This window comes from Methanothermobacter marburgensis str. Marburg, from assembly GCF_000145295.1.
In the GTDB taxonomy this organism is placed as follows: Archaea; Methanobacteriota; Methanobacteria; order Methanobacteriales; family Methanothermobacteraceae; genus Methanothermobacter; species Methanothermobacter marburgensis.
In genome coordinates, this window is record NC_014408.1 from 223,504 (window position 1) to 246,361 (window position 22,858).

The window sequence follows — 22,858 nt, forward strand, 5'->3', positions numbered from 1 at the left end:
TCTTCTGGTGACTCTTCGCAGTATTTCATTATTTCACTTTCTCAATCCACAACAGAAGGCTGTTAATGATCCATATAATTGCTTAAATTTTGTTTTTTTAGATTATAAAGATTTAAAGGATTTTGATTCAATAATTGAAATTCCGATAAACTCTTTGAAATCATAAAATATTTTTAATGATTCTAATGATCATATATCACGCTAAAAATTATTTTTAAAAATTTTAATCCAATTAAATTATTTTTTGAGACCATTAAAGGGATATCCTCCAGAAGTTTTTGACCATTTTCCAGCCAGCATTTTATAATAACCCTATGTTATTTTAAGCTTATTTTATAATTAAAATGTCTCATAGTTCATTTTTAACTTTTTATCTCGCTAAAATTCTGATTTTCATTTTTTAAATTATTCATGATCTTTATTTTTTAATTATAAATCCCAACAGCAAGTCGTCTGTCAATATAAATGAACTGCATTATTGGGGATCGACAAATTTATAAGTCTGAGAGAAGAAACCTTAGAGTGATATAGGTCAAATAGAGAAAAAATCCGCCCTGTTAAAATCAGACCAAAATGGGATTGAAATGAAGAAAACGTTGAGGCTCCTGGAGCTGCTGACGCGGTTAAAATCAGACCAAAATGGGATTGAAATTCACAGAGTTCACACCACAAAACGAGAAAGTCAGAAGTTAAAATCAGACCAAAATGGGATTGAAATCACTCTCAACTGCGGATGCGGAGTCACCTATCAAATGAGTTAAAATCAGACCAAAATGGGATTGAAATTTTTTGGGGGTGGGGGTGGTGTCCCCCCTAGATTAGGTTAAAATCAGACCAAAATGGGATTGAAATGAATGATTCATTCGTCCGGTAGAAGTAGATGAAAGCGTTAAAATCAGACCAAAATGGGATTGAAATGGTTTCATGTTTCCGCTGAGAACGAGGAAATTCGCGTGTTAAAATCAGACCAAAATGGGATTGAAATTCTATGAATCTTTCACGCACCCACATGTGACCGAGTTAAAATCAGACCAAAATGGGATTGAAATTGGATTTCCTTGTATCTTCTGAAGATTTCATCGTATGTTAAAATCAGACCAAAATGGGATTGAAATACAATCAGCAGGCACCCTTGCATGGATCAAAGCACTCGTTAAAATCAGACCAAAATGGGATTGAAATTCAAGATGGTCTGTAATGACTCCTCCGCCTCCCATAATGAGTTAAAATCAGACCAAAATGGGATTGAAATAAACTACCCCTCACCGACCCAAAACAGATCACACCAGGTTAAAATCAGACCAAAATGGGATTGAAATTGGTCGGATCAGCAACCATAACAAGCCCTTTCTTAAGTTAAAATCAGACCAAAATGGGATTGAAATCTTCCATACCAGCATGTAGTATATTACCCACACCAGGTTAAAATCAGACCAAAATGGGATTGAAATCGAGGTAGTCAGAGGGATAGATGAGGACCTATACAGGTTAAAATCAGACCAAAATGGGATTGAAATTGGAGGAACCCGTAGAGATAGAACTCGAGGACTGGGTTAAAATCAGACCAAAATGGGATTGAAATAGACAGGAACGCGGAGAAAATCATCCGCGTCCAGAGCGTTAAAATCAGACCAAAATGGGATTGAAATTGAGAATGACTTCCAGGACAAAAGCATCCAGGCACTTGTTAAAATCAGACCAAAATGGGATTGAAATTGTCATGGTGTTTTGGATGATTGCGCCCGGTTTCTGTTGTTAAAATCAGACCAAAATGGGATTGAAATTCTTCGATTAGGCTGGCTTTGAGTTCATTGTTTTCTGTGTTAAAATCAGACCAAAATGGGATTGAAATTTTCTTCACAAGGACACTCGCCAGCCGCATACTAGAGTTAAAATCAGACCAAAATGGGATTGAAATTGTACAGGTTTCCGTCCTGGTCTTCGTAGAAGTGGAGTTAAAATCAGACCAAAATGGGATTGAAATTCTTTCCCTTGGATCTCCGCATCTCTGCGGAGATCTGTTAAAATCAGACCAAAATGGGATTGAAATCAGCAAAAGCAGAAGGAATCTACAACCCAGTTGCAAGTTAAAATCAGACCAAAATGGGATTGAAATACTCAAAGTGATTACTCTATCTCTCTGAATTGTAATGAGTTAAAATCAGACCAAAATGGGATTGAAATGAATAGGGTCTTTTGATATAGTCCACCATAGTGTTTCGTTAAAATCAGACCAAAATGGGATTGAAATAAGTCTACAAAGACACAGACAAAACCAACAAATATGTTAAAATCAGACCAAAATGGGATTGAAATCCCCGTGGCCTGGTTGTACTCGTATTGTGTTTCGAATGGTTAAAATCAGACCAAAATGGGATTGAAATGAGGATCGTGCAGATTTCGTGAGAGAAGGTATTCAGTTAAAATCAGACCAAAATGGGATTGAAATCAGGGCAGAAGGTTAAGATAACCCCCCATCTTAGGTTAAAATCAGACCAAAATGGGATTGAAATGAGCAGGTAATCTGCTGGTAGGAACTGTGTCTTGTTCAGTTAAAATCAGACCAAAATGGGATTGAAATGATAGTTCCAGGGCGTTTTCGAGTTTCCTTTTGTTAAAATCAGACCAAAATGGGATTGAAATTTGTGAGTTCGCGGGCTAATTCTAGGGGTGGTTTCGTTAAAATCAGACCAAAATGGGATTGAAATTCATCTATGATCACATCTAATTGGTGCTGCCTGAGTGGTTAAAATCAGACCAAAATGGGATTGAAATCAAAAATAAGAAAACAAGGAAGCTACTACTATGTAGGTTAAAATCAGACCAAAATGGGATTGAAATCATATACCAGCTGATTATTAAGGGGGCAAGGTATTATGTTAAAATCAGACCAAAATGGGATTGAAATGCTTATTTATTGTGAATTTTCAAAAAAAACGTCCTTTGAATTAAAAATGTGTATAAATTCGTTTAAAAAAATTTAGAGAGGTTAATGGTACTGAACCTGTTCCTCAACGCCACCCTTTGGTTTTATTTTTTCCATGGCCTCAAGGAAGTGTTTCATCGGGACATCCTCCGCGTCCATGTTCTCTCTGAGTGTCAGCATGGCGGCCTCCCTGCAGACGGCTTCAATGTCGGCACCAACGTATCCTTCTGTCTTATCCGCCAGTTTTTCAAGGTTCACGTCATCTGCAAGCGGCATATCCTTGGTGTGCACCTTGAATATGGCGAGCCTTGCCTCCCTGTCTGGATCGTCGACCTTCACGTGTCTGTCGAATCTTCCAGGTCGGAGGAGCGCAGGGTCCAGGATGTCTGGCCTGTTGGTTGCGGCTATCACAGCAACGTCCTGTAGCTCCTCAAGTCCATCGATCTCTGTGAGGAGCTGGTTCACGACACGCTGGGTCACCCCTGAGTCTGCAGTGCTTCCACTTCTCACTGAGGCTATTGAGTCTATCTCATCAAAGAAGATCACGGTTGGCGCTGTCTGACGGGCCTTCCTGAAGACTTCACGAACACCCTTCTCAGATTCGCCCACCCATTTTGAGAGGAGTTCAGGGCCCTTCACGGCTATGAAGTTTGCCTGGCTCTCATTGGCGACTGCCTTGGCGAGGAGTGTCTTACCTGTACCTGGTGATCCATGCAGCAGGATACCCTTTGGCGGTTTTATGCCGAATTTCTTGAACCTGTCGGGGTACTTGAGGGGCCACTCCACAGCCTCCCTGAGTTCCTGTTTGGCGTCCTCCAGTCCACCTATGTCCTCCCATGAGACGTTGGGCACCTGTACAAGGACCTCCCTGAGTGCTGATGGTTGCACCTCTTTCAGGGCTTCCTTGAAGTCTGCCCTTGTGACTATCATCTTCTTGAGGACCTCTTTGGGTATCTCCTCATCGGCCTTTATCTCAGGCAGAACCCTCCTCAGTACTCTCATGGCGGATTCCTTACAGAGTGATTCCAGGTCTGCGCCCACAAAGCCGTGGGTTATCTCTGCAAGTTCATCCAGGTCAACGTCCTCTGCCAGTGGCATACCCCGGGTGTGTATCTGGAGTATCTCCTTTCTTTCCTCCCTGTCAGGGACGCCTATTTCGATTTCACGGTCGAATCTGCCGGGTCTTCTGAGTGCAGGGTCTAGGGCGTCTGGTCTGTTGGTTGCACCTATGACCACAACCTGGCCCCTGCTTTTCAGGCCGTCCATGAGGGTGAGGAGCTGGGCAACTATTCTCCTTTCAACCTCGCCACTCACGTCCTCCCTTTTGGGTGCTATTGCATCTATTTCGTCTATGAATATGATGGATGGTGCGTTTTCCTCTGCTTCCTCGAAGAATTCCCTTAGTCTCTCCTCTGATCCCCCAACGTATTTGCTCATTATTTCGGGACCGTTTATGGCTATGAAGTGGGCGTCGCTTTCGTTGGCGACTGCCTTGGCGAGGAGTGTCTTACCTGTACCTGGTGGTCCATGCATGAGGACACCCTTTGGTGGTGTTATGCCGAGCCTCTCGAAGAGTTCGGGCCTCTTGAGGGGGATCTCTATCATCTCTCTGACCTTTTTGACCTCCTCCTTGAGGCCTCCGATGTCCTCGTATGTAACGTCGACTAGGTTCTTCACGCCCTCCAGTTTGCTGACGTCAACGGGTTTTGACTGCATTTCCACCTGGGTTGTGGGCGTGACTCTCACGACACCCGCGGGGCTTGTTGATACGACTGCGAGTTTTATTTCCCCCAGGGGTGAGAGGTCCATGAAGTCCCTGAAGAACTCATCGAAGAGCCCTCCACCGGATATCTGCTGCCTTATCCCTGATACGATTATGTCCCCCTTGACGAGGACCCTGTTGAGGAATGCTGATCTTATATCTCCACGTATGATCACCTCCTGGTCAACGGGTGCCAGGACGACTTTCTGGGCGTCCTTTACCTCTGCCCTTCTCACTGTCACCTCTTCGCCGATGGATGCCCCTGCATTTTTACGGAGGTATCCGTCTATCCTTATGATTCCGAGGCCTATGTCGGACTGTGATGATATGACGGTTGCAGCGGTCAGTTTTTTACCCTCTATTTCGATTATGTCTCCATCGGAGAGACCCAGTTTTTCCATGCATGCGGGGTCCACACGGGCTATACCTCTACCAACGTCCTGCTGGGCGAGGGCCTCTGCAACCTTTAATTTTATTTCCTTTTCTGCCATACAACCCACCTCTTTTGTGTAATTATTATGATTCTGGTTAAATTTATAATTTAACTGAATATTTTAGTAAACTTAAGTTACTATAATATTGAAGTAAGTCATCATATATAAAGTTTTCGGTATATTTATATAGTAATAGCAGAAGCAATTAATACTTACCCGCTGGTCAACTTTAGCAATCTCTAAGAGGTAGGGGGCGCTGAATTAACAGCACCCTCCATCATACCCGCCGGTCCACTTTAGCAATCTCTAGGAGAGGTGTGGCTGCTATCTTATCCTGGCCCCCATACCCTCAAGGATTTCCCTGACCCTCTCGTAGTCCTCCCGCTTGAATACACGAATCCTGAGGGTTAAACTCACATGACCATCGGGTATCTGCGGGCCACTATAAACATCAACGACCTCTGAGCCAGCAACACCATCAAGAAGCCCTGTAAGGTACTCAATAACATGGGGGGCCACTGTATCTGGAAAAACAGCCGATATATCATAAACACGTGTGGGAAGGTTTTCAGCCTTCCACATCTGAAGTTCATCATCAGATAGAACCCTTATGTTGGAGATCTTGAATCTGAGTAGCCTCTTACCTTCCCTGAGGGTCGCATAATCCGGTGTGACCGACTCAAGCACCCCAACATGCACCTTACCTGAATAGATGTGCCTCAGACCAACTTCCCCTCCAACAGAATCCTTCAGAATTTTAAGTTCCTCATTGAGGGCTTCTATTGCCTTATCAGACCTCCCCAGGGACGCCTCAACATCATCGATGTTCTTGGCTGCAAGGCCCATCCTTGATACGAATTCATCCATCCTGCCATCACTGAGCATCTCATTGAGTTCAGAGGCCGTCCTCAGGAAACTGTCACGCATATCCTGTCCATGGGGGTTGTGGATCTGGATGGAGTATGCCAGGTAGGGGTTCTGGGCCACTATCCTTGCAATGGTGTCTATCATGAGGTTGTAGATGGGGCTTGCAAATTTCCTCGACTCCCTTATATCGACCCCCTCTGCCTCGAGGGTGGATGCTATGCTTATGTAGGCAAAGTGTGTCAGCACCTGAACAACACTCATCATACGGTCATGGGTTGCAGGATCAGTTACTATAACACGGGCCTTATGTTTCTCAAGGAACTCAATGACGGTATCAACCCAGGGATTTTCCTGTGTGGGTGTAAGGACAACTACCTGTCCCTCAAGGGAGGAGACCCTGGGCCCGAACATGGGGTGGGCTGGAAGGTGGTGGGCGCCATCCCCTATGGACTCCTCCATGACCCTGGCGGGTTCCTCCTTTACAGATGTGACGTCCATCAGGAGGCCCCCCTTCCTGACCTGGGGGGCGACCTCCCTTATAACATCTGCGGTTACATCTATCGGCACAGAAACAACCACGACATCTGCACGGGATGCCGCCTGGACGTTGTCACCACAGTATTCCACACCGATCCTTGATGCGGCTTCCATTCCAGCATCATGGTCCCTTCCGGTGATTATGACCCTCAGGCCCTCCTTTTTCAGGAACCTGGCTATCCAGTATCCAAGCCCACGCGTACCCCCTATGATGCTCACAATCATTTCCACCAGCCTACTCCCTGAAGGCCTTAACAGCAATGTAGCCCCCTATACCACCCAGCAGGAGGCTCAGACCCCCAATGATTACAAGACCCGTGGTGAAGGTGAATATGTCAGGTGCGGCAAGACCTGCAATCCTACCGGGCATTTGGGGACCGAATATCATCCCTGATGAGAAACTTATAACCGCAAGGATGAGTGAAGCAGCAGCCCCTCCACCCGCACTTCTCACTTCAGCCCTTGTGAGGTAGGCTGCCAGGAACCCCGTGAAGGTGTAAACAAAGAGGCCGTCAATGAAGAATAGCAGGATGAAGCCCACGATGATGCTCAGAAAAATTGCAGTGCCTGATTCATAGTCACCCATCAGATTACACTCCTCGCCTTTAGCTGACTCTTAATTTATAAAAGCATGCATATATATTATCATTGATCATTCAGCATATAGAATCATCTTCCAATTGATTCCAGGGTGAAGAGATGAGGATAGTACATGAGGATGAGAAAAACGGCGTCATAGAAGTTGTACCAGAAACCCTTGACGACCTCTGGCACCTCTCCCATATAATTGAGGAGGGGGATCTGCTTTCTGCAAGGACAACAAGGAGGATACAGGATACCAGCGGAGAGAAGATAAGAAGCGACAGGGGAGTTAAGAAAACCTTCTATCTGGGTATAAGGGTGGAAGGTGTCAGTTTTCACATCTACACAGGAAAACTCCGAGCAACAGGGGTTATAGAGAGGGGCCCTGAGGACCTGGTTCCCCTCGGCTCTCACCACACCCTTGAGGTTAAACTAAACACCCCCCTCAGGATCAAAAAGGATTCCTGGAGCAGATGGACACTTAAGAGGCTTCAGGAGGCGGTGGAGGCATCAAAGCATATCAGGGCAGTGATAGTTGTGATTGAGGATGATGTGGCAGACATTGGAGTCATAAGACAGTATGGTGTGGAATACCAGGGCCCCATCACAGGTCACATTCCGGGTAAGAGGATGCAGCAGAGGGACCGGGGTAAACTGAGACTTGAATTCTATGAGAGTATAGTGGATGCCCTCAAAAAATACGGTGAACTTGAGACAATCATAATTGCAGGGCCAGGCTTCTACAAGTCGGACTTCCATGAATACCTGCTGGAGAAACACCCTGAAATTGGAAGGAAGGCCGTGGTTGAGAATACAGGTACCGGCGGAAGGTCAGGGATATATGAGGTTCTGAAGAAGGGCACCGTGGAGAGGGTTTCATCAGAGAACAGGGTGGCTGCAGAGGTAAGGAATGTGAATGAGGTCCTTGAGAGGCTGGCGAGGGACCCTGAAACCGTGGTCTATGGCAGGGAGAGGGTGCTGGATGCCATCAATATGGGGGCTGTTGAGAGGCTGCTGGTCCTTGACAGGGTTGTAAGCAGGGAGGATATTGAGGGATACCTTGATATTGTTGAGAGTATGGGGGGTTCTGTTGTTCTCATAAGCAGTGAACACGAGGGCGGCAAACAGCTGGAATCCCTTGGAGGACTTGCAGGGATCTTAAGGTTCAGGATTTCATGATGGGGGTATCAGGTGTTCAGGATTCTCCAGGATAAATGCACCGGGTGCGGGAGATGCAGGATGCTCAAGTGCGGCGAAAAGTGTTCAGGGTGTGGGGCCTGCCGGCTTGTATGCCCTGAGGGAGCACTTGTTCCAGGGAGGAGGGATGATACAGAGTACCGGGTGACAGTGAACAGTGAAGATGTCAGGGCCACTGGCACCGTGGGGGACGCCCTTGAGGCCGCAGGTATCAGGGTAAGTGACATCCCTGGCGAGGGTGGATTATTCTCACCATGCGGTACAGGCGGATGCTGGGCCTGCGCTGTATCAGCAAATGGCAGGACAGTGCAGTCCTGTGTAACACCCCTTGAGGAGGGGATGGACATAGAGACCATACCTGAACCACCACTCAGGTATGTGAGCAATTTCGGCCCACACACGGCGGGGGGAGTGGGGACACCCTTCAGTGAAAAGGGGGATGGCCCAGTTGAGGTGGTATGCTTCGCCCATGGATGCAACCTGAGGTGTCCCCAGTGCCAGAACAGTCAGGTGGCGTTCACCATGGGCGACACATTGCTTGACCCTGAGGAAACCGGAATGATACTGTTTGGTGTTGAATCGATTTACAGGACAGGCACCGTGACTTTCTCTGGCGGTGAATGCACACTTAACAGGTCATGGCTCTCTGGTTCAGTCAGGAGGATAAGGGAACTTGATGGGAGGATCAACATTCACGTGGACACAAATGGCACCGTGCTCACCCCGGGATACATTGATGAGCTTGTTGAGGCCGGCATGAACAGGATAGGAATTGACCTCAAGGGCAGGAGGCTGGAGACCTTCATGGGGATATCAGGGCTCAGTGACCCTGAAAAAGCCAGGGTATACCTTGAAAACTCCTGGAATGCATTCAGGTACATATCTGAGGAGCATAATGGGATATTCATGGGCCTGGGGGTCCCCTACAACAGGGCACTCATATCCGCCGGGGAGATTGCTGAAATGGCTTCTGAGATAGCCTCTGTCAGTCCAGACGTCCAGGTAACTCTTCTTGACTACAGGCCCGAGTTCAGGCTTAAAAATATACAGAGGCCCTCGGTTTCTGAAATGCTTTGTGTGCGTGATCTGATGCTTGACGGGGGCCTCAGAAGGGTAATTGTTCAGACATCTGAGGGGTTCATAGGATGATCACAGACAGATTCATGGGATGGGAGATCCTGGTGATGTTAACTGGTGAGTGGTCCCTCCCTGTAGCGGCTGTCGCTGTGCTTGTACTGACACCTGCTGCTGCGGCCATCATATCACTCTTTAAAAATTCAAATCTCTACACTGATGTGAGGGGTGGCACACCCCGTGGGGCTGGTATTGTGCCATGGGCGGCGCTCTCGATATTCACACCCCCACCATTTAACGTGCCTCTTGCTGTAATGGGGGCTCTGGCCTTTATTGATGACCTTGCTGGAAGAAGAAGGATAATGAATCTTTCCATTGAGTGGGGGCAGCTTTCAAGGGGATTGGGTATACTGGCAGTCGCCCTCATCACCTACCCATTCATGGGGGCCTGGGGACTCCTTGCGGCACTCATGGTACAGCCATTGAATATTGCGGACATGCAGCCTGGTGTGGCCTGCACCGTGACGGTCATCATGTCCCTCCTGGCACTGCCTGCAGCAGTCATGACGGGTTCAGGCATCCACCTTGCCCTTCTCATCATGGTGGTGGCACTGGCGTACTCACCACTTGATTACAGGGGGAAGATAATGATGGGGGAGGTTGGAAACCACAGCTTTGCAGTTGCCCTTGGACTCTTATTCTACATTTCAGGGGGACCGTGGCTTCTCCTGGCGCTCTTTCTCCTTACACCCCTCGTAACGGCCATTTTAAGGAGGGGTAATCTCTCAGAATTCCTTGAGAAGCGACTTAAAATTGAGAACCCCACCCTTGGAGATCTCTATATGGATGTAATGACAGGTGGAGGTCTTGGGGATCTTTTAAGGAGAATATTAATGGGTAGAAGGGCTTTCAGAATCAGGAACCCGTTTCTGATTTCGCTTGGATTCAGGAGGCTACTTTTCAATCCCCACGCATCTCATGTGTCCCGGGGTGAGCTCTGATTACCTCAGGTCATCTTCCTTGATTTTATGATTGAAATTATTAGTGCAAGGGCTATGAGGAAACTCACAGCAAAACCAAAAAGCCCCAGGAAGGGGAACTTCTGGAGTATCAGGGCCTCCTTTGGGATTGCAACCAGCGATGATCCAATTATAAGGGCCGAGACCAGCATCGCCACTGATATCCTGTTGGTTGATCTTTCAATTCTCCTTGATATCTCATCGAGGTTCCTGTGCTCAAGTTCCATCTTGAGTTTACCCTCCTCCAGCCGCTGAAGCGCCCTTATCATGCCACGCGGGAGATCGTTCATTATGTGTTCAAGTTCTATGAGCGCCGAGGGGACCTCGTCCAGGTTCCGGAGGGGGTTCAGGCGTTTTCTCATGAGGCTGTAGGTCATCTCCCATGCAACCTCGAGTCCATTGAATCTGGGATCCAGGCGCTCACCAAGATCCTCTGCCATGCTCATGACCCTTGCAAGGAGCACGAAGTCCCGGGGGATCCTTATCCTGTGCTTCATTATCATCTCAGGCATTGTGAATTCTGTGAGGATCTCCCCAACCTTCTTAACGTCTGCGCCATAGTAGCGGTCAAGGAGGTCCATTATATCGTACTTGACCTCTTCAAGGTCTGTATCCTCTGTGAGAATATTCATGTACCTCAGCTGGTTCACTATACCGTTCACATCATAGTTCATGAGGAGGATGAAGAGTTCAGCCAGTTTATCCCGGAATGAACGGTCAAGGTGACCCATCATCCCGAAGTCCAGGAAGCACAGCACATTACCCTTCTGGACCAGTATATTGCCGGGGTGGGGGTCGGCGTGGAAGAAGCCGTGTATGAATATCTGCTTGAAGTAGCAACGGGCACCCCGCTCTGCTATTGTCCTTGCATTGAATTTTATGTCGGATTCAAGGATTTCTGTGAGTTTAACCCCCTCAACGTACTCCATGGTCAGCACCCTGCTGGTGGAGTATTCCCTGTAGACGTAGGGGGCGTAAACGGTTTCGTCATCAAGGAACATGGCCCGGAATCTCTCAGCGTTGTTGGCCTCCTGGTGGTAGTCAAGTTCCTTCCTGATGGCCCTTTCAAACTCCGCCACTATCCCAGGGAGATTGTAGTACTCGAGACCCGGGATGCGGTCATTTGCAAGCTTTGCGAGGTACTTCATGAGTATAATATCACTCTTTACGGTGGCGGCTATACCCGGGCGCTGCACCTTAACGGCAACTGCCTCCCCGCTTTTCAACCGCGCCCTGTGGACCTGGCCTATGGATGCCGATGCAACGGGTTCCTCCTGGAATTCGGAAAAGATATCCTCCAGGGGCATTCCAAGTTCAGATTCGATAACCCTCCTGACGTCCCTGAAGGGGAACGGCGGTGCCTCGTCCTGAAGTTTGGCCAGTTCATCTGCTATTTCCCTGCCAACGAGGTCCGCCCTGGTGCTCAGCACCTGGCCCAGTTTGATGAAGGTCGTCCCCAGTTCTTCAAGGACAAGTCTGAGGCGTACGGGGGCTGGTTCATGGATCTCCTCAGGGCTCTTTATGTAGAGTTTGAGGCTTTCAAATAACCTGTTTTTGAGGCCTATGGCCTCAAGTATGTTTCCGAAGTGGTACTTGCCCATTACCCTTACTATCTCCCTGAGGCGTCCCATGTCTGGCCTCTTATTATAGGGGGGTATGTTCATATTAACCACTTATTTAATGTATGATATTTAAACCTATTTTGCAGATATAGAATCTCCCGTTACATTTCATGGGTTTTTCACTGAAATCATGGTGATCATATGAAGGCACTTTTCACTGTAACAGGTCGGGGAATGGGTGGAGACGCAATAACAGCACTAAACATAGCCAGTGCACTTGAGAAGAGAGGATTTGAATGCGAATTTGCACTTGATCACAGCGCCCCCGGGATACTCCTTAAAAAGAGGGGTATCGACTGGCACAGGGTCAGGATACCCCAGGCCGGGGGCCACGCAGCAAGCAGACTGAAACTACTGAAGGCTGCTTTCAGGACCCTGAGGGCGGTTTACGAGACAGGAAGACTGATAAGGAAGATCAAACCGGATGTGGTTGTTGGTGTGATAGGCGGGGGCGCGGTGGTGGGCTGCCTCGCCGCAAAAATTACCGGAGTGCCTGCTGTGGGTGTTCTTATAACACCAACCGATGCACGGGTCTGCACCCGCCTCAACAGGAACGTGGCGCTTCCAGAGTCCAGCCTATTTGGAGAGAACGTTGAGGGAGTTGAGAGTGTATATTCACCCATCAGCCCGGACATAACACTGGGGGATCCTGAAAGGGCCATTCAAAGGATGCCCCATGAATTTGACCCTGAGAAACCAACCATTGTTTTCTCCTCAGGTTCATCCCTCTTCAGGATGATGGCTGAGGCCGCGGTTAAAATGGCAGAATCAGATGTCAGTGCAAACATCACAGTTGTGGGGCACCCCCTCAGGGAGGAATACGGGCAGATGGTGGACCGTGATGGGATAATCAACCTGGGCTACATAGACTGGGTCAGTGACCTCTACAGCCTCGCCGACCTTGCGGTGCTCTCCGACGATGGGGTGATGGTCCATGAGGCCATTGCAATGAGGGTTCCGGTGGTGGCCCTCAGGGGTGTCAAGTACGGAAGGTACCATAACATGGGTGCTGTCTTCAGGGGGGCCGTGCTGGAGACCGACCTTGATGGTATTGAGGGGGCTATTTTAAGGGCACTTGAGGCTTCAGATGATATGAAGAGGGCCGCAGAGGCCTACAGTGGTGATGTAATAGGGGCCGCAGACAGGATAGCTGAAATTATAGAGGAGGAAGCTGGGAAGTCAGTACCTTGAGAGGAACCTCATGAGCTTGTATACACCATCCGTTGATGGGTGTGTCTCCACAAAGCCCTCAAATTCATACATTGAAACACCCATTCGCATGAGCAGTGAAAGGTAGGGCATTATCAACCTGGCACCCGGTGCAACAGAGTACACTGCAGCTGCAGTGCCATCATCCTGGATTCTAACCTTATTTAACCCTGTTTTCCCCTCAGGAACACTCCAGAATGAACCAGGACCTGCAAGACCCGGTATAACAGCCTCCCTGCCCTCGGGATTCCCTGTTTCAATGAAGCCAACATCGTACCCCAGTGATATTGCGTAGGGAAGGTACCGATAGTCAATTCGCCTCTCAACACCCGCTGCATTGAGCCCTGCCACCACACCTTCCATCCTTGCAACGGGTGTTGTCCCCTGACCACCTGTAACGTCACCTGCCGCGTAGACGTGTTTTCTTGAGGTCTCCATACGCTCATTAACCTTAACTGCACCGTTTTCTCTGAGCTCAACGAATCCGTCAAGGAACTCTGAGTTTGGCCTCTGACCTGTTGCAAGGAGGGTGAGGCCTTCAATGCGTTCGGCTGATGTTTCGGCACCATCCTCATCTATTGAGGTGGTGGATGTATTTTCAAGGATTCTGACGTCTTTCAGAAGTTTCCTCATAACGTAATCCCTGATGAGGGGGTCAAGTTTGCCAAGGAACTCGCTTCTTGATACCACGGTCACATCTGATCCAAGGGAGGAGAATATGCCTGCAAATTCAGCTGCAATTACACCCCCGCCTATTATCACCAGTTTTTCAGGGATTCTCTCAAGATCCAGCACGTCCCTGTAGGTTATGGCTTTTTCAGCGCCCTCAATCGGGGGGATGCCGGGCCTTGCCCCTGTTGCTATTATGAGCCTGTCATAGGGGAGTTCATCATCCCCTGCGATTACCTTACCCTCTGAAACCTCTGCGTCGGCGTATATTATCTCAACACCGGCATCAAGTGTCTCCCTTTCTGTAACATGCCTTATCCTGCTGAGTGTTTCCCTAACACCAGCCACTATTCTCCTGTAGTCTGCAGAGTATTCAAGGTCAACGACACCGAGATCCCTTAGCTTGCGGGCTTCATCCAGGAATCTCGCAACGTCGTTCAGACCACACACAACCATACATCCCTCATTAAGGCATGTTCCCCCGATGAATTTCCTTTCAAGGATTGTAACATCGTTTTCAAGGGCTGCAAGTTCCATGGCCGCGGCCCTTCCTGCGGGACCTCCCCCTATCACAACACACTTCATAGGACGCACCTGTATTAATTCTGAATGGTTATTTCCCACAAATCTTTATATGTCACAAATCTTTATCTAATTACTGACAGTGTAATTTTTTGACTTTAATCCTATTAATTTGGAGAGGGTTATTGAATGTGTATTGCAGCACCTGCTCAGATTATTGAAATTGACAGTGAGGATAACGTTGCCACCGTCGACTTTGGTGGTGTGAGGCAACAGGTGAAACTTGATCTTGTGGATGACGTTGAGGAGGGCAAGTATGTGCTTGTTCACTCAGGCTACGCCATTGAGGTCATGTCTGACGAGGCGGCCAGGGAGTCCCTGGAGGCCTGGGATGAACTTCTGAAGGCCCTTGAAGAGGAGGATAACCTGGAGATTTAATTTCCAGGATTCCATTTAATTTTAAAGATTCTGGTTTATTTTTTGCCGTCGTTGTGTACTGACGTCCTTCAGTATATCGACACCCTTTTAACACCATCTATTTTCAGGAATTCCCTGAGGAGACTGCCGGGTATCGGTTTTCCTGTTATTATTGTAAGTTTTGGATTTTCATCCAGTTCAGGGTCCCCTGCGTGTGCCTGCCTTATGGTTATACCGCTACCGGATATCAGCTCTGCAGCGGCAGCAAGTATCCCGGGATTACGGGCCTCCGCCTCTATCTCCACAACACCAAAGTCAAGTTCGGCTGCAGCGTCCCTCAGGAGTGCCCCTGCTGGTCTGAGGTTCTGGAATATCCCCCTGAGTTTTTCGTCCTCCAGGATGGTTTCTGCCGTTGCCCTGACTGTTCTCCTGTCAACGCCTATGGCCCTTGCAAGGGCAACGTCATTTATTTCAACGTCATCACAGTAGACCTTTCCATCAGGGTCTATTCTGAGTCCCAGCTCTATGATCTTCCTTGCAACATCCATTCTCGAAGGGTATCTTTCGAATCTGTGCTTTATCTGATTCCACATAACCACACCACATCAATGTACATTATTATACAGGCAAGATTTAAATAGTACTTTCATGTATAAGTACTTTGTGGATTAATTAAGGTGATGGGAATGCATGGGAGTGAATGTTTTTGGCATTATAAACCTGGAAAAACCCAGAAAAGAAAAACTGGAATTCCGAGAACCCTTTGAAGTATTCAAAAGTATCTATTCTGAATATGAGTCTTCATTCCTTCTTGAGTCCATGGAAAGTGACACTGGACTTGCAAGGTACTCCTTCATTGGATTTGAACCTGAGATGATAATAAGGGCCCGTGAAGGGGTCATTGAGATTGATGATGGCGATTCCAGGGAGGAGTTTGATTCAAAAAACCCATTCGAGGACCTCAGGGGATTCCTGAAGATGGAAAAAAACTCCGGAGGATTCTGCGGGGGACTCGTGGGTTACATATCCTATCAGGCCGCAAGGTTCTTTGACACAATCAGGCTCAGTGAAGGTGATTTCCCCGACTTCGAATTTGGACTCTTCCTTGATGGTATCATGTTCAACCACCTGACAGGGGAATGCAGCTACATCAGCCGCCACGGCAACAGACTACCTGATATATCCCCTCTCCTTGGGGATGAGGTCCCCACAGGGACCCTGGGATACAGGAGGGAAAGAACACTCCTCTCAAAGAGGAGGTACATGGACATGGTCCTTGAGGCCAAGGAGAGAATAAGGGAGGGTGAAATATTTCAGGCAGTGCTCTCCAGTGCCACAGATTACAGGCTGAGGGGAGACAGGCTCGCATTCTATGAATCCCTCAGGAGGATAAACCCCTCACCATACATGTACCACCTTAAACTGGGTGAACGGGAGATAACCGGCTCAAGCCCCGAGATGCTTGTCAGGGTTGAAGATAGAAGGATTGAAACATTTCCCATTGCAGGAACACGCCCTCGTGGAAGGACAGAAGAGGAGGACGGGGTGATAGCATCTGATCTTTTATCTGATGAAAAGGAACTTGCAGAGCACCTCATGCTGGTTGACCTGGCCCGGAACGATATAGGGCGGGTATCGGAGTTCGGATCGGTGGAGGTACCTGAATACATGACCATAAAGAGGTTCTCCCATGTGCAGCACATACTCTCCCATGTAACAGGTAAACTGAGGGATGGAATGGACGCAGTTGATGCACTGGGAGCTGTTTTTCCTGCAGGCACAGTGAGCGGCGCACCAAAGATAAGGGCAATGGAGATAATAGAGTCCCTTGAAGGTGTTCCAAGAAATGCCTATGCAGGCGCACTAGGCTACCTCTCACTCAATGGAAACGCGGACTTCGCAATAACCATAAGGTCAATGGTATGCCAGGGGAAAACAGGGAGAATCCAGGCGGGAGCAGGAATAGTGCATGACTCCATCCCTGAGATGGAATATCTGGAGTGCCAGAATAAGGCGAGGGCCCTTCTAAAATCAATGGAGATGGCAGGTGAACAAGTTGATCCTGATAATCGATAACTATGACTCATTCACCCATAACCTCTACCAGATGGCAGGGGAGATCATGATGGAAATGGATTCTGCAGATATAATGGTTGTGAGAAACGATGAGGTGGACATTGATTATGTTAGGGGCCTTGATCCTGAAAGGATAATAATCTCCCCGGGTCCAGGCAACCCCATTAAGAGGGAAGATTTCGGCATATGCAGTGAGGTGATAGGTGAATTCACTGATAGGCCCATACTGGGAGTCTGCCTCGGGCACCAGGGGATATTCCATTACTTTGGGGGGGTGGTTGGTTACGGTGAACCTGTTCATGGAAAGATCAGCGAGGTCTTCCACGACGGATCAGAACTCTTCAGGGGAGTTCCAAATCCCTTCAGGGCCACAAGGTACCATTCACTGAGATGTGAATGCAGTGGGGTGCCTGAGGACATCCTGGTATCTGCATCTGCACCTGACGGCACCATAATGGCCATAAGACACCGGCAGTATCCAGTCTACGGGTTACAGTTTCACCCGGAGTCAGCGGGAACCCCCCATGGGAGGGACATACTTGAAAATTTCCTCAGGATGTGATCACATGTCCATACTCCAGGAGATAATAAGGTCAAGAAAACTTGAGATCAAAAATTTATCCAGAAAAAAGCCCCTTGAGGAGCTCAGGGATGAATTAACATCCCTGGACGAACCATTGAGTTTCACTGATGCCCTCACAGGAAACAGGGTATCACTCATATGCGAATATAAAAGGGCATCCCCCTCATCAGGAAGAACCTATGGGAGAGGCCTCCATGAGATGATGGAGGTGTACAGGGAGGGAGCAGACGCTGTTTCTGTTATCACAGAGAACAGGTACTTCCATGGCTCCATCGAGTTCCTCAGGGAGGCTTCAGAATATGGGATACCCCTCCTCATGAAGGACTTCGTGGTGGACGAGTACCAGATATACCAGGCAAGGGCATCAGGGGCATCATCGGTCCTCATCATAACAGGGGTTTTCCCTGACCTTGAATCAGGAATTGAAACCTGCAGGGAACTCTCAATGGAGCCCCTGGTGGAGTGTCACAGTGCAATCGACATATACAGGGCCATAGAGGCCGGGGCAGAGCTCATAGGAGTTAACAACAGAAACCTGGAAACACTTGAGGTTGACCTTGAGCGCACAAGGGCACTGGCCCCCCTGGTACCGGATGAGCTGCTTCTGGTATCCGAAAGCGGGGTCATGGGACCTGAGGATGCTGAGATCCTTGCAGGCTGCGGGGCAGACGCACTACTCATAGGAACCTCCCTCATGCTGGCCAGTGATCCACGGGAACTCCTTGATGAGATAATGGCAGCTGTTAAATCATGCAAACCTGGCAGAAAGAGGTATTCAGGGGATGAATTCTTTGAACAGTTCGCATGAGCAATCTCGGGGATAGGGATGATTCAGATGAAGATCAAGATCTGTGGGCTCACAAGGGAGGAGGATGTGGTCCTTGCAGATTCACTTGGGGCAGATTTACTGGGATTCATACATGCACGCAGGTCACCAAGGCACCTTGAACTGGGGGATGTGGCGGAGCTCTCCTCCCTCATACCAGATGAAAAGGCGGTTCTTGTCACTGAGACATCAGAAACCAGCAGGATAATGGAGGCCATAGATAAAACAGGTATAGAAAGGATACAGCTTCACTCTGTAAGTCCTGAAACAGCGGGAAAAATCCATGAGTCCCTCCATGCGGAGGGATACAGTCTGGAGCTGACCCTCGCCGTCCCCCCTCTTTCTTCCCACATCTGCGGGCATGAATTTCAGGGAATATCAGGTCTGATCCTTGACTCGGCTTCAGGCGGAAGAACAGGGGGCACAGGGAAGATAATACCCCCCTCAGATGCCCTTGAGTTACTGGCCCTTATAAGGGGAATGGATCCCTCCCTGAGGGTTACACTTGCAGGGGGCCTTACACTGGAATTTGTCAGGAAAAACAGGGAATATGTATCGAAATTCGACTGCCTGGACTTCAACTCAGGGATTGAGACTGGGCCGGGTGTAAAGGACCATGAGATGATGGCTGAACTCATGAATTACATTGAGGGACTCCCCACCAGAAAAGGGGCAATTGAAGAAATATAGGTGTTTATCATGATAATGGATGGTAAATTCGGTAAATATGGGGGAATATTCGTGCCAGAACTCCTCATACCTGCACTTGAGGAGCTTGAGGCGGCATTCCTCCACTACAGTAAGGATAGGAGGTTCAATGAGGACCTGGAACACTACCTGAGGGAATACGCAGGAAGACCAACAGGTTTGTACCACGCCAGGAACCTCTCAGAGAAACTTGGATGCAGGGTCTACCTCAAGAGGGAGGATATGCTGCATACAGGGGCCCATAAAATAAACAATACAATAGGCCAGGCACTCCTTGCAGGGTATATGGGTAAGAGGAGGCTGATAGCAGAGACAGGGGCAGGGCAGCATGGAATAGCAACTGCAGCAGCAGGCGCCCTCTTTGGGATGGATGTTGATGTCTACATGGGAACCGAGGATGTTGAGAGACAGAAACTAAACGTCTTCAGGATGGAAATTTCAGGTGCAAGGGTCATACCTGTTGATTCAGGTTCAAGGACACTTAAGGACGCCATAAACCAGGCCATGAGGGACTGGATAAGCAGCGTGGAGGACACCCACTATCTGATAGGATCCACCATGGGGCCCCACCCATACCCCACCATGGTGAAGCACTTCCAGAGCGTCATAGGAAGGGAGGCCAGAGAACAGATACTTGAAATTGAGGGTGAACTTCCTGACACCATAATAGCCTGTGTTGGTGGCGGTAGCAACGCCATAGGTATATTCTCAGCCTTCCTGGACGATGATGTTGAACTGATAGGTGCAGAGGGAGGGGGTGAAGGTATAGAGTCAGGAAACCATGGGGCAACCCTATCGGCTGGTTCAGAGGGTGTACTGCACGGTTCACTTTCATATGTACTCCAGGATGACGATGGACAGATAAATGAGGCCCATTCGGTTTCGGCGGGCCTTGACTATCCCGGGGTTGGCCCGGAGCACGCATACCTCATGGAGACCGGAAGGGCAATGTATGAGCCCATAACCGACGCCGAGGCCCTCAGGGGCTTCAAACTCCTCTCAAGATGTGAGGGTATAATGCCGGCGCTTGAAAGCGCCCATGCCATAGCATGCCTTGAAAAATACGCCTCAAAACCTGAAAACAGGGGAAAGACTGTCATAGTTAACCTTTCAGGAAGGGGAGACAAGGACATGTTCCTTGCAGCAGGCCTTCTGGGGGTGGATCTATGAATTACGCCAGAGTAACTCAGAACGATGTATGCAGGGCTGGTCTGGAGGTGGATCTATGAATTACGCTGAAATGTTCAGCAGGGTTGAGGGATGCGCCTTTGTTCCATTTGTGGTTGCAGGGGATCCTGACATGGAGACCTCAGTTGAAATCATAAGAACACTTGTGGATGCCGGTGCAGATGCCCTTGAAATAGGTTTCCCATTCTCTGACCCCATAGCAGACGGCACAAGTGTACAGGAGGCTGATCTGAGGGCTTTAAATTCCGGGATGACCACCGATGACTGTTTCAGGTTGATAGAGAGAATAAGGGAATTCACCTCAGTACCGGTGGGTCTTCTCGTATACTACAACCTGATATACCGCATGGGTGCTGATGAATTCTACAGGAGGGCCGCCGAGGCCGGTGTTACAGGTATCCTTGCCGCGGACCTTCCCCCGGAGGAGGCCGGCGATGCCCTCAGGGCGGCTGAAAGATATGGAATTGATCAGATATTCATAGTTGCACCCACAACAGACAATCAGCGCCTCAAAATGATCTCAGAGGTTTCATCAGGGTTCCACTACCTTGTATCGGTTATGGGTGTCACCGGTGCAAGGTCCAGGGTTGAGGAGAGCACACTTGAACTCATAGAGAGGGTTAAGGGGGCAGGAAGCCTTCCTGTGATGGTCGGCTTTGGTGTTTCACAGCCAGAACATGTGAGAATGCTTGCTGACGCAGGTGCCGATGGTGTTATAGTTGGAAGTGCAATCATAGACCTGATATCCAAAAATCTTGATGACAGGGAAAGGATGCTTCAGGAGATATACGAAATGGTCAGAAAAATGAAGACCGCTGCAGGGGGGTCCAGATGAGGTTTGAGGGGATAATGAATGATATAATGGACTTCAGGAACCTCAGTGAGGATGAGGCCCACGATTTAATGGAGATGATAATGGATGGTGAAATGGGGGATGTGCAGATCGCCGCATTACTCACAGCCCTTGCAATGAAGGGGGAGACCGTGGATGAGATCACAGGGTTTGCAAGGGCAATGAGGGAGAGGGCAGTGAAGGTTAAAATCCCTGAATCCATGAGGGTCGTTGATGCATGTGGAACAGGGGGTGACAGGTTCAAATCATACAATGTGAGCACCGCAGCAGCAATAATAGCCGCCGCAGCCGGTGTTAAGGTTGCAAAACACGGCAACAGGGCGGTTACAGGTTCATGCGGCGGTGCAGATATACTTGAGGCCGCGGGTGTCAACATAGAGCTGGGACCTGAAGCTGCATGCAGGTCTCTTGAAACTCTGGGAATAGCCTTCATGTTTGCACCACTCTTTCACAGGGCAACCGCCAGGGTGGCACCCGTAAGGAGGGAACTTGGCTTTAAGACGGTATTCAACATACTGGGGCCCCTAACATCCCCTGCATCAGCAGAGGTACAGCTCCTGGGGGTATTTGATCCCTACCTTGTTGGTCCAGTTGCAGAGGTCCTCAGAAACCTTGGTGTTAAAAGGGCTATGGTTGTCCATGGCTTTGATGGTAACATGAACCCTGCGATGGATGAGATATCCACGGTGGGCCCAACACTTGTGGGTTTCCTTGAGGATGATGAGATAGGGATTAAGAGGCTCATGCCACCGGATTTCGGTGTTGATGTTGGGCAGCTACAGCACCTGAAGGCGGCATCAACTGTTGATGGAAACCTCAGAATGTTCATGGATGTCCTCGCTGGACTTGATGATACTCCTGGGAGGAAATCGCGCCTGGATATCGCCCTTGCAAATGCAGGTGCACTGATATACCTTGCTGAAATGGAGGATACACTTGAAGGTGGAACAGAAGCTGCAAGAGAAACAGTTGAATCTGGAGCTGCACTCCGTTTAATGGAAGATTTCGCATCCTTCACTCAGAACCTGTAAAAGTGAATGGGCCCGCTGGGATTCGAACCCAGGGCCTCACGGTTATCAGCCGTGCGCTCTAACCACCTGAGCCACGGGCCCATGAAGCATTTAAGAATCAGTGGGGTGATTCCAACTTTTGGAATTCATCATATATATGCTTTTCTGTCCGGGAATCCAGCAGTTTTTTCAGCATCAACCCCGTAAAATCCCGAGGTCCTCTGCTGCTTTGATGATCTCAGTGATTTCAGATGCGGTCCTTTCAGGGGTCCTGTTTTCAACCACACTGACAATGGATCCCATGAGGGCTGCGCATACGAACATTGCTGTTCGTAGTAACTCCATGTGCTCCCTCAGGGTTGAGGGATTATCATGCATTCTCCTTTTGGAGTCAGCAATCCTCCTTTTAATTATATCCTGGGGATCCGCTTCGAGGATTATGATGAGATCAGGGGTTATGAACTCCACCGGAAGTGAAACAAGGTAACCGATGGGTGACCTGTCAAGTCCGTGGAGATCCAGGAGCACCCCCTTCATTTCAGATACTCTGTGGGCGGCTTCACGCCAGATGCTGTGCTGCTGATCCATCGGGAGGCTGAAAAGTTCCTCCAGTGTACCTGCAAGGCCTCTCTCCTCTGCAACTTCAAGCATCAGTTCTCCATAATTGATGAAGGTATGATCCAGTTTTTCAGAGAGAATCCTGCATAGGGTGGTCTTTCCTACACCTGGCACGCCCACAATGGCAATGGTTTCAGGAAAACCCGGCATGAGACTGAT

At 48.7% G+C, this 22,858-nt stretch carries 19 protein-coding genes, 1 tRNA gene and 1 CRISPR repeat array; of the genes, 12 read left to right on the plus strand and 8 right to left on the minus strand.

The window, feature by feature from the left end:
• The first annotated feature begins 556 nt into the window (after positions 1–556).
• Positions 557–2,908: direct repeats of the CRISPR family, unit length 30 nt; unit sequence GTTAAAATCAGACCAAAATGGGATTGAAAT.
• Between the two features lie 81 nt (positions 2,909–2,989).
• The 3 genes from MTBMA_RS01095 to MTBMA_RS01105 all read right to left on the minus strand — a co-directional run bounded on the left by MTBMA_RS01095 (position 2,990) and on the right by MTBMA_RS01105 (position 7,112).
• Positions 2,990–5,179 carry a CDC48 family AAA ATPase gene (locus MTBMA_RS01095; protein WP_013295059.1) on the minus strand — a complete coding sequence of 730 codons (2,190 nt, stop codon included), beginning with the start codon at positions 5,177–5,179 and terminating at the stop codon, positions 2,990–2,992.
• A 267-nt stretch (positions 5,180–5,446) separates the two neighbouring features.
• Complete coding sequence (locus MTBMA_RS01100) at positions 5,447–6,751, minus strand: prephenate dehydrogenase (protein WP_013295060.1); 1,305 nt, start codon at positions 6,749–6,751, stop codon at positions 5,447–5,449.
• Positions 6,752–6,761: 10 nt separating this feature from the next.
• A complete protein-coding gene (locus tag MTBMA_RS01105) occupies positions 6,762–7,112 on the minus strand; it encodes a hypothetical protein (RefSeq protein ID WP_013295061.1) in 351 nt (116 codons plus the stop codon).
• Between the two features lie 113 nt (positions 7,113–7,225).
• Between MTBMA_RS01105 and MTBMA_RS01110 the strand changes: the two genes are divergently transcribed.
• From MTBMA_RS01110 to MTBMA_RS01120, 3 genes are read left to right on the plus strand one after another with little or no spacing between them, the layout of a single operon-like run.
• Positions 7,226–8,287, plus strand: a complete 1,062-nt coding sequence (locus MTBMA_RS01110; protein WP_013295062.1) for an mRNA surveillance protein pelota — start codon at positions 7,226–7,228, stop codon at positions 8,285–8,287.
• A gap of 12 nt (positions 8,288–8,299) precedes the next feature.
• Positions 8,300–9,454 carry a radical SAM protein gene (locus MTBMA_RS01115; RefSeq protein ID WP_013295063.1) on the plus strand — a complete coding sequence of 385 codons (1,155 nt, stop codon included), beginning with the start codon at positions 8,300–8,302 and terminating at the stop codon, positions 9,452–9,454.
• Positions 9,451–10,380, plus strand: coding sequence for a hypothetical protein (locus tag MTBMA_RS01120; protein ID WP_238523378.1), 930 nt, complete (start codon positions 9,451–9,453; stop codon positions 10,378–10,380). The genes MTBMA_RS01115 and MTBMA_RS01120 overlap by 4 nt, the downstream gene beginning before the upstream one ends.
• Positions 10,381–10,385: 5 nt before the next feature.
• On the opposite strand, the gene MTBMA_RS01125 is transcribed toward MTBMA_RS01120, so the two are convergent.
• On the minus strand, positions 10,386–12,062 hold the full coding sequence (locus tag MTBMA_RS01125; RefSeq protein ID WP_013295065.1) for an ABC1 kinase family protein: 1,677 nt from the start codon (positions 12,060–12,062) through the stop codon (positions 10,386–10,388).
• Between the two features lie 99 nt (positions 12,063–12,161).
• Here MTBMA_RS01125 and MTBMA_RS01130 point away from each other — a divergent pair, with 99 nt between their 5' ends.
• A complete protein-coding gene (locus MTBMA_RS01130) occupies positions 12,162–13,211 on the plus strand; it encodes a glycosyltransferase (protein ID WP_013295066.1) in 1,050 nt (349 codons plus the stop codon).
• Here the strand turns inward: MTBMA_RS01130 and MTBMA_RS01135 are convergent.
• Positions 13,200–14,483: an FAD-dependent oxidoreductase gene (locus MTBMA_RS01135; RefSeq protein WP_013295067.1), complete on the minus strand. Its 1,284-nt coding sequence runs from the start codon at positions 14,481–14,483 to the stop codon at positions 13,200–13,202. The two genes, MTBMA_RS01130 and MTBMA_RS01135, sit on opposite strands and share 12 nt — an antisense overlap.
• Positions 14,484–14,609: 126 nt before the next feature.
• On the opposite strand from MTBMA_RS01135, the gene MTBMA_RS01140 reads away from it, so the two are divergent.
• A complete protein-coding gene (locus tag MTBMA_RS01140) occupies positions 14,610–14,858 on the plus strand; it encodes a HypC/HybG/HupF family hydrogenase formation chaperone (protein WP_013295068.1) in 249 nt (82 codons plus the stop codon).
• A gap of 68 nt (positions 14,859–14,926) precedes the next feature.
• Here MTBMA_RS01140 and MTBMA_RS01145 read toward each other — a convergent pair whose 3' ends face one another.
• Complete coding sequence (locus tag MTBMA_RS01145) at positions 14,927–15,430, minus strand: hypothetical protein (RefSeq protein ID WP_013295069.1); 504 nt, start codon at positions 15,428–15,430, stop codon at positions 14,927–14,929.
• Positions 15,431–15,527: 97 nt separating this feature from the next.
• Here MTBMA_RS01145 and trpE point away from each other — a divergent pair, with 97 nt between their 5' ends.
• The 7 genes from trpE to trpD are packed head-to-tail and all read left to right on the plus strand — an operon-like array spanning position 15,528 to position 22,102.
• Positions 15,528–16,913, plus strand: coding sequence for an anthranilate synthase component I (gene trpE / locus MTBMA_RS01150; protein ID WP_013295070.1), 1,386 nt, complete (start codon positions 15,528–15,530; stop codon positions 16,911–16,913).
• On the plus strand, positions 16,894–17,475 hold the full coding sequence (locus MTBMA_RS01155; RefSeq protein WP_013295071.1) for an anthranilate synthase component II: 582 nt from the start codon (positions 16,894–16,896) through the stop codon (positions 17,473–17,475). Before trpE ends, MTBMA_RS01155 begins: the two co-directional genes overlap by 20 nt.
• Positions 17,476–17,479: 4 nt before the next feature.
• Positions 17,480–18,304, plus strand: a complete 825-nt coding sequence (locus tag MTBMA_RS01160; RefSeq protein ID WP_013295072.1) for an indole-3-glycerol phosphate synthase TrpC — start codon at positions 17,480–17,482, stop codon at positions 18,302–18,304.
• A gap of 27 nt (positions 18,305–18,331) precedes the next feature.
• Positions 18,332–19,012, plus strand: a complete 681-nt coding sequence (locus MTBMA_RS01165; RefSeq protein ID WP_238523381.1) for a phosphoribosylanthranilate isomerase — start codon at positions 18,332–18,334, stop codon at positions 19,010–19,012.
• A 9-nt stretch (positions 19,013–19,021) separates the two neighbouring features.
• Positions 19,022–20,200, plus strand: a complete 1,179-nt coding sequence (gene trpB, locus MTBMA_RS01170) for a tryptophan synthase subunit beta (RefSeq protein WP_013295074.1) — start codon at positions 19,022–19,024, stop codon at positions 20,198–20,200.
• A gap of 55 nt (positions 20,201–20,255) precedes the next feature.
• On the plus strand, positions 20,256–21,053 hold the full coding sequence (gene trpA / locus MTBMA_RS01175; protein ID WP_013295075.1) for a tryptophan synthase subunit alpha: 798 nt from the start codon (positions 20,256–20,258) through the stop codon (positions 21,051–21,053).
• Complete coding sequence (trpD, locus tag MTBMA_RS01180) at positions 21,050–22,102, plus strand: anthranilate phosphoribosyltransferase (protein ID WP_013295076.1); 1,053 nt, start codon at positions 21,050–21,052, stop codon at positions 22,100–22,102. Before trpA ends, trpD begins: the two co-directional genes overlap by 4 nt.
• Positions 22,103–22,109: 7 nt before the next feature.
• Here the strand turns inward: trpD and MTBMA_RS01185 are convergent.
• A tRNA-Ile gene (locus tag MTBMA_RS01185) sits at positions 22,110–22,183 on the minus strand.
• A gap of 93 nt (positions 22,184–22,276) precedes the next feature.
• The gene (locus tag MTBMA_RS01190) at positions 22,277–22,849 is read right to left on the minus strand and encodes an adenylate kinase (protein WP_013295077.1); all 573 of its coding nucleotides are present in this window, start codon (positions 22,847–22,849) and stop codon (positions 22,277–22,279) included.
• Positions 22,850–22,858: the final 9 nt, after the last annotated feature.